The following is a 14,987-nucleotide window of genomic DNA, read 5'->3' as shown; positions in this document are numbered from 1 at the left end:
GACCGCAGCCGCGGGTCGCGGCCGCTCCGCCGGCCGGTCAATTCACGTCGATACGCCGTTCCGGCCGTCCGTCTCGTGGGTTCTCGCGGCGGCCGTCGTCAGCGGGTTGGTTGCCCGCCGGCCGCTGCGGCACGGGCCGCTCGACCAGGGCCGGCGCCCGGCCCTCGGGACCGCCACGGCCAGCCGGCGGCATCGCGGCCGGTGGCGCCACCGGCACGACGCTGCGGTTCGGGCCGGGGTTCGGCCGAACGCTGTCCGGCAACGGAGCGGCGGGTTGAGCCTCAGGCGCCCAACGCTGCGGCCCGCGCTCGCCAGCCGGCGCCTGGGGCGCCGGTGCCGGCCAGGTCCGGACGGGGGCCTGCTGCGGTGCCGGCCGCGCCGGCACGAACGGTGGCGCGACCTGCGATGCGGGAGCCGGCATCCGGGCCCCGTCGTTGCGCCCCGGCAGCTCGCGGCCCCGCTCGCCCGGACGGGCATCGGCCGGCCAGGACGGACCCGCGCCCCGGTTCGGCACCGCGGCCGGTGCCACCGGCTGCTGGAACGGCGCCGGCTGCGGGCGCTGCTGCGCCGGCATGGCACCGGGCGGCACCGGCATCGGGCGGCCTGCGCCACGCGGCAGGTTCGGTGCCGCAGGGGCAACGAATTGCGCCCGGCCGGCGCGCAACTCGCCCATCACGGCCGCGTCCGGTGCCCGCTGGCGGCCCACCGGCACCGCGCGGCGCTGATTCCACGCGTCGCCGGCAACGGCCGTGACCCCACCGACCACGGCCTGGTTGCGGTACATCGTCGGCGGCCGGGCATCGCGGTCCCGGTGCCAGTCTCGGCCATCATGGTCACGTTCGTCGGGCCGGTTGAGCCGGTCCCAGTAGCGGTCGGACACCCGGTAGGTCGGGTGATACGGCTCGTCCGGGGCCAGGGCGATCCAGCCCACCGCCGCCCCGGCACCCACCGCCATCGACAGCCCGAACTGGCCACCGCCGACCCAGGCCACCAGGGCCGGCGCATAGACCGGTCTGGGCTCGTAGCGCCCCGGCGCCCAGCACCAGCGGCCGCCCCACAGCACCCAGCGGCCGTAATGGAACGGGGCGAAGCCCCACGGCGCGTCGTCGACCCAGGTCCAGCCCCAGGGACTGACCCAGGCCCAGTGGCCGTAGCGGTAGGGTGCCCAGCCGGCATCGACCATCGGCGCCCACAGCGGGCCGTATTCGGCGCTGGTCTGCCATTGACCGTAGGCGTCCAGGTCGCCGACGCCGGTCATTTCCGGCGACACCCAGTGCTGTTGTTCGGCCACCGGCAGGCCGCGGCCTGCGTCGCTACGCGCCCAGCGGTCGAAGTCGTCGTTCGACGGCTGGGCCCAGCTGTAATGGGTGCGTCCGTCGGTGGGGTCCTGCCAGACCTCGGCACGCTGGCCCGCGCCGATCGTCAGCGCACTGTCCCTTGCATCGAACTGCAAGTCGCTGCCCTGCGCCGCCGCGAAACTGCTTTGCTCGCCGCGATCGATGCGGAACAAACCCGGCCGGGCGGGCGAGAAGCGGCCGTCGGCGGTCTGCACGCCGATCTCGGCGGCGGCCTCGGGCTCACGCACGCGCAGCGCCACGCTGCCGCGGTTGAGCAAGACCTCGATCCGGCGGTCGTCGAGCGCCAGCACCTGCAGGTCGCTGCGGCCGGCCAGGCGCAGCGTGGTCGATCCGATCTGGACCTCGACCCGCCCGTCGCGGTCGGTGCTGAGATGGTCGCCGGTGGTGACCGGCTGATTGCGCTGGACGCCGAACGATTCGCCCTGGCCGCCGTTCTGCATCCAGACCGGGCCCCGGACCTCGCCCACGCGGCCCACCCGGCCCGGCGGGTCGTCCTGGGCCGACGCCGTCAGAGCCGCCAGGCCCATGACCATGGCCAAGCCCAGGCCGGACCAGCGACGGACGCGCCACCAGGCCGTCCAGGAATCAACGCGTTGGTTCATGCGAACACCTCCAGAACCTTCAACGCGCCAGCCCCACGCCGCGCCGACGGCCGGAATGTCAGCAAGCGTGTCACACCCGGGGCCTGGCCTGGCCGGGATCAGTCGTCGCCGTCGGCCGGCGCGGCGTCCGGAAACAGCACCTCGGTGAAACCCAGCCGGGTCAAGTCCCGCATCCGGGTCGGGTAGAGACGGCCGATCAGGTGGTCGCATTCGTGTTGCACCACCCTGGCATGGAAGCCCTCCGCCACGCGATCGATGAGCTGGCCTTGCGGATCGACCCCGGTGTAGCGCAGCCGCCGATGGCGAGGCACCAGGCCGCGCAGGCCCGGCACGCTGAGGCAGCCTTCCCAGCCGTCCTCCCACTCGGGCTGGCCGTCGTCGCCCATCAGCGGCGTCAGTTGCGGATTGATCAACACGGTCAGCGGCACGGCGGGAGCGTCGGGGTAGCGATCGAGCCGGTCGAAGCCGAAGACCACCACCTGGAGGTCGACGCCGATCTGCGGCGCCGCGAGGCCCGCGCCGTGCGCATGGGCCATGGTGTCGAACAGATCGACGATCAGCGCCTTGAGCTCGGGCGTGTCGAAGCGTTCGACCGGCGGCGCGACGCGCAGCAGGCGGGCGTCGCCCATTTTCAGGATCTCTCGAATCGCCATGGCGTTTGCTTTCCAGTCAGGAGCTCGGTGGTGCCGGCCGCTCAGGTCGGGGGGGTCAACAGGGTGCGCAACGCGGCCTCGTCGATCACCGGCACGCCCAGCTCGCGGGCCTTGTCGAGCTTGCTGCCGGCCTCGTCGCCGGCGACCACGTAATCGGTCTTCTTCGACACCGAACCGGTGACCTTGCCGCCCGCCGCCTCGATCAAGGCCTTGGCCTCGTCGCGGCTGAGTGAGGGCAGCGTGCCCGTCAGCACCAGCACGCGGCCCAGCAGCGGCCGCGGCAGGTCGCTGGCCGTGCCCTGGGCATCCGGCCAGTGCACGCCGACGGCACGCAGTTGCTCGACCACCTCTCGGTGCTGCGGCTGGTCGAAGAAATGGCGAACGCTGGCGGCCACCACCGGGCCGACGTCGGGCACCTCCAGCAGCTCTTCGAGACGGGCGTCCATCAGCCGGTCGATGCTGCCGAAGTGGCGCGCCAGATCCTTGGCGGTGGCCTCGCCGACATGGCGGATGCCCAGGCTGAACAGGAAGCGCCCCAGCGTGGTGGCCTTGCTCTTCTCGATCGCCGCGATCAGGTTCTGTGCGCTCTTGTCGCCCATGCGATCGAGCGCCGCCAGGTGCACGAAACCCAGCTTGTACAGGTCGGGCAGGCGGGCCACGATGCCGGCGTCGACCAGTTGATCGACCAGCTTGTCTCCCAGGCCCTCGATGTCCATCATGCGGCGGCCGGCGAAGTGCAGCAGCGCCTGCTTGCGCTGCGCCGGACAGGTGAGCCCGCCGGTGCAGCGCCAGTCGGCCTCGCCTTCTTCGCGCTCGATCGGGCTGGCGCAGACCGGGCACCGACCGCCCAGCCGCCGGTACAGGTCGAACGGCTCGCCCACCTCGGCCGGACGCCGCTCCAGCACCACGCCCACCACCTCCGGGATCACGTCGCCCGCTCGGCGCACGATCACGGTGTCGCCGATGCGCACGTCCTTGCGGCGCGTTTCGTCCTCGTTGTGCAAGGTGGCGTTGCTGACCGTCGTGCCGCCGACGAACACCGGCTCCAGCTTGGCCACCGGCGTGAGCTTGCCGGTGCGGCCGACCTGGATGTCGATCGCCAGCAGCCGCGTCATCATTTCCTGCGCCGGATATTTGTGCGCCACCGCCCAGCGCGGCTCGCGCGTGACGAAGCCCAGGCGCTCCTGGAGCGCGCGGTCGTCGACCTTGTAGACCACGCCGTCGATGTCGAAGGGCAGCGCGTCGCGTCGCGCGCCCATGCGCTGATGGAACTCGACCAGGCCCGCCGCGCCCCGTACCACCGCGCGGTCGGCGCAGACCGGCAGGCCCATCGCCGCCAGCGCGTCCAGCAGCGCGCTGTGGGTCGCCGGCACCGTCCAGCCCCGCACCTCGCCCAGGCCGTAGGCAAAGAAGCTCAGCGGCCGCTTGGCGGCGATCGCCGGATCGAGCTGGCGCACCGCGCCGGCCGCGGCATTGCGCGGGTTGACGAAGGTCTTCTCGTTCTTCGCGCCGGCGGCGATCAGCGCGCGCTGGCGCTCGTTCAGCGCCTCGAAGTCGTCGCGCCGCATGTAGACCTCGCCGCGCACTTCCAGGACGGCGAGGTCCTCGGGCCCGGTCGGGGCGCCGGCAAGCAGCCTGAGCGGGATCTGGCCGATCGTGCGGATGTTCTGGGTCACGTCCTCGCCGGTCTCGCCGTCGCCCCGGGTGGCGGCCTGCACCAGCACGCCATGCTCGTAGCGCAGGTTGATCGCCAGGCCGTCGAACTTCAGCTCGGCGGCGTAGACCACCGGCGGGTCGGCCTCGGTCAACGCCAGCTCGCGCCGCACCCGGGCGTCGAAGGCCTCGGCGCCACCGGCCGTGGTGTCGGTTTCGGTGCGGATGCTGAGCATCGGCACCGCATGGCGCACCGGCGCAAAGCCGTCGAGCACCGTGCCGATCACCCGCTGGGTCGGCGAATCGGGCGTGCGCAACTCGGGATGCGCCGCTTCGAGGGCCTGCAACTCGCGGAACAGGCGGTCGTATTCGGCGTCGGGAATGCTGGGCTGATCCAGCACGTAGTAGAGGTGGGCGTGGTGCTGCAACTGCAGGCGCAGTTCGGCTGCGCGCCGGGCATCGTCTTCGCGAAGCGTGCTAGAGAACATGGTTGAGGCGGCGGGATCGCGGGCCAGTTCGGCCCAGGGTCATGAAGACAGGGTGCCGTGCCGGCGGCGCAGTCCCGCGGCAAGTTGCTGGACTGCCGCGGTGGAGGAGGCCGACGGTGACGCGGCCTCTGCCAGCGCGAGCCAGGTCTGGGCCCGTTCCAGGTCGCCGACCGCCAGGCGGCGCGCACCGCGATGGGCCAGCAGAACGCTTCGGAACACTCGGCTGGCCCGCCGACTCCGACGCACGGACTCGTGCATCGCGCGCTCATCACCATCGAGGCACGAACGAAAGATGGCCGCCATGGATGTCGCCCCTGCGACGACCTTGATGGTGTCGTGATCGCAATGGCGCATCGGCACCAGCTGGACCGCACCCGCGTCGGCAATGCGCTCGACATGCCGTCGATCTACCTCATAGCAGGGATCAAAGAACACGTGCGCCCGCCCGCCCAGATCGCCTGTGCGAATGCCCATACCCTGATGCTCGGCGGCCGCGTGGCGGCGATAGCGCAAATCCCAAGGCGCTTCGGTCGGATCGATGGACCACTGCGGCGAGAACGCCAGCACATGACTCAGATCCAGCAGCTTCGCGTAGCGCAGCGCGGCGTACGCCCCCATGCTGAAGCCAAAACCGACGCGCTGGGAAAAGGGCCTGGTGACCTCGCGGATCGCTGCGGCAGCCGATGCCAATTCAGGCGTGCAATACCAGTGGTCGCGCAGCGACACCACGCCGACGGCGGCGTAGCCCAGACGTTCCAGCAAGTGATCGGCGTCGAAACGCCCTTCCTGAGCGCGATAGCCAACCCAGTTGAATGCCGTCACCACGGCAGGCCCCGGACGCGCGTCGAACAGAACGCGTAGATCTCTGCCCTCGAAGAGGACTTGTCTCGACGGGGGCGTTGCGGGACTGGACATCGCCGAGAGTGTACCGAGCACCTGCGGTCGCCACGCCAGGAGACCGGCGACCGTTTGCGCGTCCTCGACGGCGAGCGGACGCGGACCGGCCGCACCGCCGGCCCCATCACCGAGCCGCCATGTCTTCAGCTGAACAAGCGCCGGGCCGCCTGGCTGCCGGCGGCCAGGTCGCGCGACTCCAACGCCCGGTACAGGCGGGTCAGCTCCTGGCCGATCGCGGCGAAGGCATGGAGCGTGATCGGCTGGCCCTGGTCGTCGACCAGCGTCGCGTCCAGGTCCTCGGCCAGGCGGCGGGTCGACTCCTGCCAGGCGGCGAAGGGCTCGGCGCTCTCCGGGGTTTGCGGCACGTCGAGGCTCAGCGTGATCTCACGCAGCGCCGCCTCGCCCGGATCCTCGGCCAAGGCCGCCTGGTGGTCGAACGACAACACCAGCATCGGCGGCGCACCCTCCTCGGCGGCAGGCAGCACCAGGCGGCCCGGCACCACGCCCGGCACGAAGCCGTGGCGGCCGGCGGCCTGCTGCAGGTAGCCCACGCTCCAGGCCACCGAGTTGGCGCGCAGGATCGCGGTCAGCTGCGCGTCGTGCTGGCTGGAAAACGCGTCCAGCTCGCGGGCCCGGGCGACCGCGTCGAGCATGTCGGGGAAGTCGGGCATCGCACCCAGCGCATCGGCGAAGGCCTGCACCTTCTGCACGAACTCGCTGTACTCGATCTCGTTGAGCGCCCCATGGCGGTTCGCCAGTTGCACCGCCGCCTGGAATTCGCCATAGCGCTGGCCCGGCCGGGGCTGTTCCCAGTCGCCGGTGTCGGCGTTCAGGCCTTCGATGTGAAAGGCCTTGGAGCCGGCGCGGCGGGTCGGCGGCAGATGCTGCAGCGCCATCTCGCCGCTGACCGGCGTCTCCGGGCGGGCGGTGGCGATGGCGTCGATCAGCGCGTCGATGCGTGCCGCACGGCGCGCCAGCACGGCGGTGCGCGGCAGGTCGGGCAGGTCCATCGGACCGTGGTCGGGGCCGCCGGCCTCGGCGTCCAGCCCCGTCAGCGACGGCTCGAGCCGGTTGGTGGCCGCGTCGCCGGGGTCGATCTGGGCCTGGCGCGGGCCGGCGCGGCGCGCACTCCAGGCGCCATGGACCACCACACCCAGCAACACCACGCCCGCAAGCATGGCCAGCGCAACGGTGAGAGTCATGCCTGAAATTCCTTTGAGAGAGAGTCGTGCACTGCAGCCTCCTGCGAGCGGTTCAGCCGCCCTCGACCATGCCGACGGCGGCTTCCATGTCCACCGCCACGATGCGCGAGACGCCCTGCTCCTGCATCGTCACGCCGATCAGTTGCTCGGCCATTTCCATCGCGATCTTGTTGTGCGAGATGAACAGGAACTGCGTGCCCTTGGACATCTCGGACACCAGCTTCGCATAGCGCTCGGTGTTGGCGTCGTCGAGCGGCGCGTCGACCTCGTCCAGCAGGCAGAACGGCGCCGGGTTCAGCAGGAAGATCGCGAACACCAGCGCGATCGCCGTCAGCGCCTTCTCGCCGCCCGACAGCAGGTGGATGGTGCTGTTCTTCTTGCCCGGCGGCTGGGCCATCACCAGCACGCCGGCGTCCAGCACCTCGTCGCCGGTCATCGTCAGCCTGGCCTGACCGCCGCCGAACAGTGTGGGGAACATGCGGCCGAAGCCCTCGTTGACCTGGTTGAAGGTGTTCATCAACAGGTCGCGGGTTTCAAGATCGATCTTGTGGATCGCGTCTTCCAGCGTGTTGATCGCGTCGTTCAGGTCGGCGTTCTGGGCATCGAGGAAGGTCTTGCGCTCGCTCGCCGCGGCCAACTCGTCCAGTGCCGCCAGGTTGACGGCCCCCAGCCCGTTGATCTCGCGCTGGATGCGGTCGATCTCGCCCTGCAGGCCCCAGAGCTTGACGTTGCCGTCGGCGATGCTCTGCGCCAGCGCGGTCAGGTCGACCTCGGCGGCCGCCAGCTGCTCCTGGTACTGCGCGCCGCCGAGCTGCGCGGCCTGGGCTTCCAGCTGCAGCTTGGTGATCTGCTCGCGCAGCGGATCGAGGCTGCGCTCGAAGCTCAGGCGTTGCTCGTCGGCGGCGCGCAGCTGGGCCGACAGCTCGTCGTAGCCGCTGCGGGCAGCCCCCAGCGCCGCCTCGCGCTCCAGCTTGAGCGCCAGCGCTTCCTGCAGACCGGCCTGCGCGGCCTGGTCGTTGAAGGCGCCGAGTTCGAGCTGCAGCTGCTCGCCGGTCTGGGCATTGGCCCTGACCTGGGCGGCGGCGGTCTCGATCGCGCGCTGCAGCTCGCCGCGGCGTGCGGCCAGCGCCCGCGACTGGAACTGAGCCTCCTGGGCCTGCCGCTCCAGCGCACGTAACTGCTCGCGGGCGCTGGCCAGCCGGCGCTCGGCCTGGATCACCGCGTCGTCCAGCTCGGCATGGCGCTGCTGCGTGTCGGCCAGCTGCATGTCCAGCTCTTCGAAGCGGGCCTCGCCGGTGACGCGCCGCTCGGCGAGCTCTTCCACCTGCGCATCGATCTCGCCCAGTTCTTCTTCCAGTTGGCCGCGCCGCGTGCTGGCGGCTTCGGCCTGTTGGCTCAGCTGCATCAGTTGCACCTGCAGCTGGTGGGCGCGGGTCTGGGCCTCGGCCGCATCGCGGCGCACGGTCACCAGACGCTGGCTGGCCTCGGTGTAGGCGGCCTCGGCCCGCACCAGGGCGGTCCGCGCTTCGTCGGCGATCAGCGCCTGGGCCCGGCTCTGGCGCTCCAGGTTTTCAATCTCCTGTGCGCGGGCCAGCATGCCGGCCTGCTCGGAGTCGGGCGCGTAAAAGCTCACCGCGAACTGCGACACGGCATGGCCCTGCGCGGTCATGATGACTTCGCCGTGGGTGAGCTGGCCGCGCCTTGCCAGCGCCTGCTCCATGCTCTCGGCGGTGTACACACCTTCCAGCCAGTCGTTCAGCAGGGCCTTCAGGCCCGCGTCGTCCAGGCGCAGCAGGTCGCTGAGCTTGGGCAGGGTCTGGTGGGTGTTGGCCATCGCCGCTTGCGGCAGCGAATAGAAGGCCAGCTTGGCAGGCGGCGCGTCGCCGGCGAAGGCGCGCACGGTGTCGAGCCGGCCCACTTCCAGCGCGTTCAGGCGCTCGCGCAGGGCGGACTCCAACGCCACTTCCCACCCGCTCTCGATGTGGATCTTGGTCCACAGGCCTTGCAGGCTGTCCAGGCCGTGCTTGGCCAGCCAGGGTCCCAGCTTGCCTTCGGTCTGCACCTTTTCTTGCAGGGCGCGCAGGGCCTCCAGGCGGGCCGTGGTGTCGGCCTGTCTGCCGGACTCGCGGTTCACCGCGTCCTGCTGGACGCGGCGCGCCTCGTCCAGCGCGGGCACCTCGTCGTTCAGTTCGGCCAGGCGGGCTTCGGCCTCGGCCTGCACCTCGGCGGCCATGGCGCTTTCCTCGCGCAGCGCAGCGAGACGGTCCATGTCGGGCGAGGCCAGGCCCTGGCGCTCGGTGGCCAGGCGCTCGCGGCGTATGCGCAGCGCCTTGGTCTGCTCGTCGATGTTGCGGCTCTCGGCCGCCAGCACCTGGATCTGCTGCTGCACCTGGGCCACCCGCACGCGCTGGTCGTTGGCGCGGCCCTGGGCGGCGCGCACGGCGTCTTCGAAGCCGGGGCCGCGGCCCTGTTCTTCCTCGGCCTGGGCGGCCAGCACCTCGGCCTGTTCGTCGGCCGCGGCGATCTGCTCGGCGATCGTCTCCAGCTCGGCCTCGGCCTCGGCCTGGCGCTCGGCCCACTGATCGCTCTGGGTCTGCAATTCGGCCAGGCGGGCCTGGGCGCGCTGGCGGCCTTCGACCACGTAGCGGATGCGCTCTTCCAGCCGGCTCACCTCCAGCGCGGCCTGGGCCAGGTCGCCCTGCTTCGCGTGCAGCGCGTCGGAGGCGGCGTAGTGCGCCTGGCGCACGGTTTCCAGCTCGGCCTCGACGTGGCGCAGTTCGGCCAGGCGGGATTCCAGCGCGTTGGTGGCTTCCAGCGACGCGAGCTTGACCCGCTCCTCCTCGGCCGCCGCGTCGCGGTGCTTCAGGAACCACAGCTGATGCAGCTTGAGCGTGCCCTGCTCCTGCAGGCTGCGGTACTGCGTCGCCACCACCGCCTGACGCTCCAGGCGCTCCAGGTTGCTGTTCAGCTCGCGCAGGATGTCGTCGACCCGCGTCAGGTTCTCGCGCGTGTCCTTCAGCCGGTTCTCGGTCTCGCGTCGGCGCTCCTTGTACTTCGACACGCCGGCCGCTTCTTCGAGGAACAGGCGCAACTCCTCGGGGCGCGATTCGATGATGCGGCTGATCGTGCCCTGGCCGATGATGGCGTAGGCGCGCGGCCCCAGGCCGGTGCCCAGGAACACGTCCTGCACGTCGCGGCGCCGCACCGGCTGGTTGTTGATGTAGTAGCTGCTGGTGCCGTCGCGCGTCAGCACCCGCTTGACGGCGATCTCGGCGTACTGGTTCCACGAGCCGCCGGCGCGGCCGTCTTCGTTGCTGAACACCAGCTCGACGCTGGCGCGGCTGGCCGGCTTGCGGTTGCCCGAGCCGTTGAAGATCACGTCCTGCATCGATTCGCCGCGCAGTTCGCTGGCCTTCGATTCGCCCAGCACCCAGCGCACCGCGTCCATGATGTTGGACTTGCCGCAGCCGTTCGGGCCGACCACGCCCACGCGCTGTCCCGGCAGCTGGAAGGTGGTGGGCTCGGCGAAGGACTTGAAGCCGGAGAGCTTGATCTGGTTGAGCCGCATGGGGGAGAGACAAGACCGGCGGCCTGGCGCCAGGCGCTGCCGCCAAAGCCCCGACAGCCCCCGATCAACCGCTCTAAGTCGTTGATTTATTTACCAATTTCGACCCGCCCTTGGCAGCCGAAGTGGCCGGGATGATACCATCGGGGTCGGTCTTCTTCGGGTGGGTGCAGCCGCTCGCAGGGACCGGTTCCGCCGCCTCCCGTCCCACCCTCGCACCCGCCTTGCCGGTGCGTCTTCCCGTCCCCGCCATGGCCCGCTCCCCTGCCTCCGCCCCGCCCTCCGCGCCCCGCCGCGCTCCGACCCAGCGCCGCGCCCCGGCCACGCCGCCGAGCGCGCCGAGCAAGGAACTGCAGGTGTTCCCGAACCCGGCGCCCGAGCGCGACTACCTGATCCAGTTCCAGATTCCCGAATTCACCTGCCATTGCCCGCTCACCGGTCAGCCGGACTTCGCCCACTTCACGATCGACATGGTGGCCGACCAGACCTGCATCGAGCTCAAGAGCCTGAAGATGTACATGTGGAGCTTCCGCAATGAAGGCGCGTTCCACGAGAAGGTGACCAACGACATCCTGAGCGAGATCGTCGCGGTGACCCGCCCGCGCTATGCCCGCATCACCGGGCGCTGGTACGTGCGCGGCGGCATCTACACCAACGTGGTGGCCGAACACCGCAAGAAGGGCTGGAAGGGCGACGCGATCGTGCCGGCCGCCCACCTGCCCCACGCCAGCGGCCTGCGCTGAGCCACGCCGGCCTGCCGCGATGGGAAGCCTGTCCGTCCGCCCGCCCTATCAGAAGTACGACGTGGCGGTGCGCCGCAGCGAGATCGACGGCTACGGCGTCTTCGCACTGGAGGCGGTGCCGCGCTGGCGCAAGATCGGCGAGGTGCGCGGCCAGAGCATCACCGTGGCCGAGGCGCGGCGCCGCGCGGCCACGCTGGAACGCATCATGATCGTCGAGATCTCGCCGAAGAAGGCGGTGGACCTCGCGCCCTCCACCGACCCGATGCGCTTCACCAACCACAGCTGCCAGCCCAACGGCCAGTTGCGGATCGTCGACGGGCGGATCGAGTTCTACGCCTTGCGGGCGATCGCGCCGGGCGAGGAGATCACCGTCAATTACGGCGAAACCCATCACGAAGGCCGCCTGACCTGCCGCTGCGGCGCGCCCGGCTGCGTCGGCCGGCTGTGACAATGCCGCGACGCCGCCCGCCCAGCCCCTGACCGCCCCCCCTGCCATGAACCCTCTGCTCGGCAAGCTCCATCCCTATCCGTTCGAACGCCTGCGCGAGCTGACCCGCGGCATCGTCCCCAACCCGGCCTACCGGCCGATCAGCCTGGGCATCGGCGAGCCGCGCCATCCGGCGCCGGCGCTGTTGGAGCAGGCGCTGTGCAGCCACCTGGACGGCCTGGCGAGCTACCCGGCCACGGCCGGCGAGCCCGCGCTGCGCGAGGCCATCGCCGGCTGGATCGCGCGTCGCTACGGCGTGACGCTGGCCGCCACGACGCAGGTGCTGCCGGTCAACGGCTCGCGCGAGGCGCTGTTCTCGCTCGCGCAGACGGTGCTGGATCCGGCCGAACGCGACGCGGTGGTGGTCTGCCCCAATCCGTTCTACCAGATCTACGAGGGCGCGGCGCTGCTGGGCGGCGCCACGCCGGTCTTCGCCAACAGCGACCCGGCGCGCAACTTCGCCTGCGACTGGGGTCAGATCGACGACGCCACCTGGGCCCGCACCCGGCTGGTCTACGCCTGCTCGCCCGGCAACCCGACCGGCGCCGTGATGCCCCTGTCGGAATGGCAGACGCTGTTCGAGCTGAGCGACCGCCACGGCTTCGTGATCGCCAGCGACGAGTGCTACTCCGAGATCTATTTCCGCGACGAGCCGCCGCTGGGCGCGCTGCAGGCGGCTCAGGCGCTGGGGCGCGGCGACTTGCGCAACCTGGTCGTGTTGTCCAGCCTGTCCAAGCGCAGCAACGTGCCGGGCATGCGCTCGGGCTTCGTCGCCGGCGACGCGGCGATCCTCAAGGCCTTCCTGCTCTACCGCACCTACCACGGCAGCGCGATGAGCAAGACCGTGCAGGCGGCCAGCATCGCGGCCTGGAACGACGAAGCCCACGTGCGTGACAACCGCGCCCAGTACCGCGCCAAGTTCGCTGCGGTGACGCCGATGCTGGCCGAGGTGCTGGACGTGCGCCTGCCCGATGCCGGCTTCTACCTGTGGGCCGGCGTGCCGGCGGCCGCCGGCGCGACCGCGCCGGGCGACGACCTGCGCTTCAGCCTGGACCTGCTCGCTCAATACAATGTCGCGGTGCTGCCGGGCAGCCTGCTGGCCCGCGAGGCCCACGGCAGCAACCCCGGTGCGGGCCGCATCCGCATGGCCCTGGTGGCCGGCCTGGCCGAATGCCAGGAGGCGGCCGAGCGCATCGTCGCCTTCACCCGCGGCTACCGGCCCGCCTGAATCCTTTCTTCAGCCCTTCCGAGACCTCCATGACCCAACAACTGCAAACGCTCATCGACACCGCCTGGGAACAGCGCACCACGATCAACGCCAGCACCCACGGCGAGGTGCGCGACGCGGTGAACCACGTGATCGCCGACCTGAACGCCGGCCGGCTGCGCGTGGCCACCCGCGAAGGCGTGGGCCAGTGGACGGTGCACCAGTGGATCAAGAAGGCCGTGCTGCTGAGCTTCCGCCTCAACGACAACAAGGTGATGCGCTCGGGCGACCTGACCTACTTCGACAAGGTCGACGCGAAGTTCTCGCACATGAAGGAATCCGATGTCGCCGCCGCCGGCGTGCGCGTCGTGCCGCCGGCCGTCGCGCGCCGCGGCAGCTACCTCGCACCGGGCGTGGTGCTGATGCCCTCGTACGTCAACATCGGCGCCTACGTCGACTCGGGCACGATGGTCGACACCTGGGCCACCGTCGGCTCGTGCGCGCAGATCGGCAAGAACGTGCACCTGTCGGGCGGCGTCGGCATCGGCGGCGTGCTGGAGCCGCTGCAGGCCAACCCCACCATCATCGAGGACAACTGCTTCATCGGGGCGCGCTCGGAAGTGGTCGAAGGCGTGATCGTCGAGGAGAACTCGGTGATCTCGATGGGCGTCTACATCGGCCAGAGCACCAAGATCTACGACCGCGCCACCGGCGAGGTCAGCTATGGCCGCATCCCGGCCGGCTCGGTGGTGGTCAGCGGCAACCTGCCCTCCAGCGACGGCAAGTACAGCCTGTACTGCGCGGTGATCGTCAAGCGGGTCGACGCGCAGACCCGGGCCAAGACCAGCATCAACGAGTTGCTGCGCGGCTGAGCCCCGGCCCCGCCTCGACCGATCCCGCCCTGCCCGCCCTGCCGGAGACGCCTGCGATGAACCTCGAACGTGTGCTGCACCTGATGGCCGAACGGGCCGCGTCCGATGTCTACATCTCGGCCAACGCGCCGGTGCTGCTGAAGGTCAACGGCCAGCTGCAGCCGATCACCGAGCACGCGTTGTCGCCGTCCGACCCGCGCACCATGCTGGCGGCGATGCTGACGCCGCTGCAGATGGAAGAGCTGGAGCAGCAGGGCGAGCTGAACGTCGGGCTGGGCATCCCCAAGGTCGGCAGCTTCCGGCTCTCGGCCTTCAAGCAGCGGGCCACGCTGGCCGCGGTGATCCGCTGCATCCCGATCAAGATCCCCGCGCTCGACTCGCTCCGGCTGCCGCCGATCCTGTCGACGCTGGCGCTGGAAAAGCGCGGCCTGGTGCTGATGGTGGGCGCCACCGGCACCGGCAAGAGCACGACGATGGCGTCGATGATGGAATGGCGCAACCAGCACCTGTCGGGCCACATCCTGACGATCGAGGATCCGATCGAGTTCCTGTTCACCAACAAGCGCTCGGTGGTCAACCAGCGCGAGGTCGGACGCGACACCGCCTCGCTCAACATCGGCCTGAAGAACGCGCTGCGCCAGGCGCCCGACTGCATCATGATCGGCGAGATCCGCGACCGCGAGACGATGTCGCAGACGCTGTCCTACGCGCTGTCGGGCCAGCTGGTGCTGGCGACGCTGCATGCCAACAACAGCCACCACGCGCTGGGCCGCATCTTGTCGTTCTACACGCCCGAGTCGCGCCCCGCCCTGCTGTCGGACCTGGCCGCGGCGATGCGCGCGATCGTCTCCCAGCGCCTGCTGCGCGCCAATGCCGGCGGCCGCGTGCCGGCGGTGGAAGTGCTGATGAACTCCAAGCTGGTGTCCGAGATGATCGAGGCCGGCGACTTCGCCGGCGTCCGCGAGGCGATGGAGCGCTCGCTCGCCGAAGGTTCGCAGACCTTCGAACAGGACATCGCCAAGCTGATCAGCGAGAACGTGGTCTCGCGCGACGAAGGCCTGATCCACGCCGATTCGCCCACCAACCTGCTGTGGCGGCTGCAGAACGACAGCGCCCCGGTCTCGCGCACGCCGCCGGTCAAGCCCGAGCCCGAGAGTCCGTCGTTCACCGAGATCACGCTGGACGTCGGCCCCGAGGAGGTGCGCGCCGCCCGCCCGGTGATCGGCGCCCGCACCCGCTGACGCCTGCCTGCTGCCCACG

The 14,987-nt window shown here is 70.7% G+C and carries 11 protein-coding genes; 5 read left to right on the top strand and 6 right to left on the bottom strand.

Going from position 1 to position 14,987, the window contains the following annotated elements; all coding sequences use genetic code 11:
* Window positions 1–37 precede the first annotated feature (37 nt).
* The 6 genes from AC0N04_RS13190 to smc form a co-directional block, all read right to left on the bottom strand.
* Window positions 38–1,960: a DUF6600 domain-containing protein gene (locus tag AC0N04_RS13190; RefSeq protein ID WP_474282357.1), complete on the bottom strand. Its 1,923-nt coding sequence runs from the start codon at window positions 1,958–1,960 to the stop codon at window positions 38–40.
* A 98-nt stretch (window positions 1,961–2,058) separates the two neighbouring features.
* Window positions 2,059–2,613, bottom strand: coding sequence for a peptide deformylase (gene def, locus AC0N04_RS13185; RefSeq protein WP_474282355.1), 555 nt, complete (start codon window positions 2,611–2,613; stop codon window positions 2,059–2,061).
* A 41-nt stretch (window positions 2,614–2,654) separates the two neighbouring features.
* Complete coding sequence (gene ligA / locus AC0N04_RS13180) at window positions 2,655–4,754, bottom strand: NAD-dependent DNA ligase LigA (protein ID WP_474282353.1); 2,100 nt, start codon at window positions 4,752–4,754, stop codon at window positions 2,655–2,657.
* Between the two features lie 39 nt (window positions 4,755–4,793).
* Window positions 4,794–5,576, bottom strand: a complete 783-nt coding sequence (locus AC0N04_RS13175) for a hypothetical protein (protein ID WP_474282351.1) — start codon at window positions 5,574–5,576, stop codon at window positions 4,794–4,796.
* A gap of 218 nt (window positions 5,577–5,794) precedes the next feature.
* The gene (locus tag AC0N04_RS13170) at window positions 5,795–6,853 is read right to left on the bottom strand and encodes a cell division protein ZipA C-terminal FtsZ-binding domain-containing protein (protein ID WP_474282349.1); all 1,059 of its coding nucleotides are present in this window, start codon (window positions 6,851–6,853) and stop codon (window positions 5,795–5,797) included.
* 52 nt (window positions 6,854–6,905) lie between these two features.
* Window positions 6,906–10,421 (bottom strand): chromosome segregation protein SMC, encoded by a 3,516-nt coding sequence (gene smc / locus AC0N04_RS13165; RefSeq protein WP_474282347.1) that lies wholly within the window; start codon window positions 10,419–10,421, stop codon window positions 6,906–6,908.
* A 248-nt stretch (window positions 10,422–10,669) separates the two neighbouring features.
* Here smc and queF point away from each other — a divergent pair, with 248 nt between their 5' ends.
* From queF to AC0N04_RS13140, 5 genes are read left to right on the top strand one after another with little or no spacing between them, the layout of a single operon-like run.
* Window positions 10,670–11,161 (top strand): preQ(1) synthase, encoded by a 492-nt coding sequence (gene queF, locus AC0N04_RS13160; RefSeq protein ID WP_474282345.1) that lies wholly within the window; start codon window positions 10,670–10,672, stop codon window positions 11,159–11,161.
* Window positions 11,162–11,180: 19 nt separating this feature from the next.
* Window positions 11,181–11,609: an SET domain-containing protein gene (locus tag AC0N04_RS13155; RefSeq protein ID WP_474282343.1), complete on the top strand. Its 429-nt coding sequence runs from the start codon at window positions 11,181–11,183 to the stop codon at window positions 11,607–11,609.
* Between the two features lie 46 nt (window positions 11,610–11,655).
* Window positions 11,656–12,876 carry a succinyldiaminopimelate transaminase gene (dapC, locus tag AC0N04_RS13150; RefSeq protein WP_474282341.1) on the top strand — a complete coding sequence of 407 codons (1,221 nt, stop codon included), beginning with the start codon at window positions 11,656–11,658 and terminating at the stop codon, window positions 12,874–12,876.
* Window positions 12,877–12,905: 29 nt separating this feature from the next.
* Entirely contained in the window at window positions 12,906–13,727 is an 822-nt protein-coding gene (dapD, locus tag AC0N04_RS13145) for a 2,3,4,5-tetrahydropyridine-2,6-dicarboxylate N-succinyltransferase (protein WP_474282339.1), read from the top strand.
* A gap of 56 nt (window positions 13,728–13,783) precedes the next feature.
* Window positions 13,784–14,968: a PilT/PilU family type 4a pilus ATPase gene (locus AC0N04_RS13140; RefSeq protein WP_474282337.1), complete on the top strand. Its 1,185-nt coding sequence runs from the start codon at window positions 13,784–13,786 to the stop codon at window positions 14,966–14,968.
* The last annotated feature ends 19 nt before the right edge of the window (window positions 14,969–14,987 follow it).

The sequence above is a fragment of the Ideonella sp. sgz306126 genome, assembly GCF_056032705.1.
Note: the sequence above shows the minus strand (reverse complement) of the source record. Positions and strands in the feature narration are given on the sequence as shown.

Coding starts and splice junctions, on each gene's coding strand:
- AC0N04_RS13190 (WP_474282357.1), bottom strand. CDS start 1,960: ATGAACCAACGCGTTGATTCCTGGACGGCCTGGTGGCGCGTCCGTCGC.
- def (WP_474282355.1), bottom strand. CDS start 2,613: ATGGCGATTCGAGAGATCCTGAAAATGGGCGACGCCCGCCTGCTGCGC.
- ligA (WP_474282353.1), bottom strand. CDS start 4,754: ATGTTCTCTAGCACGCTTCGCGAAGACGATGCCCGGCGCGCAGCCGAA.
- AC0N04_RS13170 (WP_474282349.1), bottom strand. CDS start 6,853: ATGACTCTCACCGTTGCGCTGGCCATGCTTGCGGGCGTGGTGTTGCTG.
- smc (WP_474282347.1), bottom strand. CDS start 10,421: ATGCGGCTCAACCAGATCAAGCTCTCCGGCTTCAAGTCCTTCGCCGAG.
- queF (WP_474282345.1), top strand. CDS start 10,670: ATGGCCCGCTCCCCTGCCTCCGCCCCGCCCTCCGCGCCCCGCCGCGCT.
- AC0N04_RS13155 (WP_474282343.1), top strand. CDS start 11,181: ATGGGAAGCCTGTCCGTCCGCCCGCCCTATCAGAAGTACGACGTGGCG.
- dapC (WP_474282341.1), top strand. CDS start 11,656: ATGAACCCTCTGCTCGGCAAGCTCCATCCCTATCCGTTCGAACGCCTG.
- dapD (WP_474282339.1), top strand. CDS start 12,906: ATGACCCAACAACTGCAAACGCTCATCGACACCGCCTGGGAACAGCGC.
- AC0N04_RS13140 (WP_474282337.1), top strand. CDS start 13,784: ATGAACCTCGAACGTGTGCTGCACCTGATGGCCGAACGGGCCGCGTCC.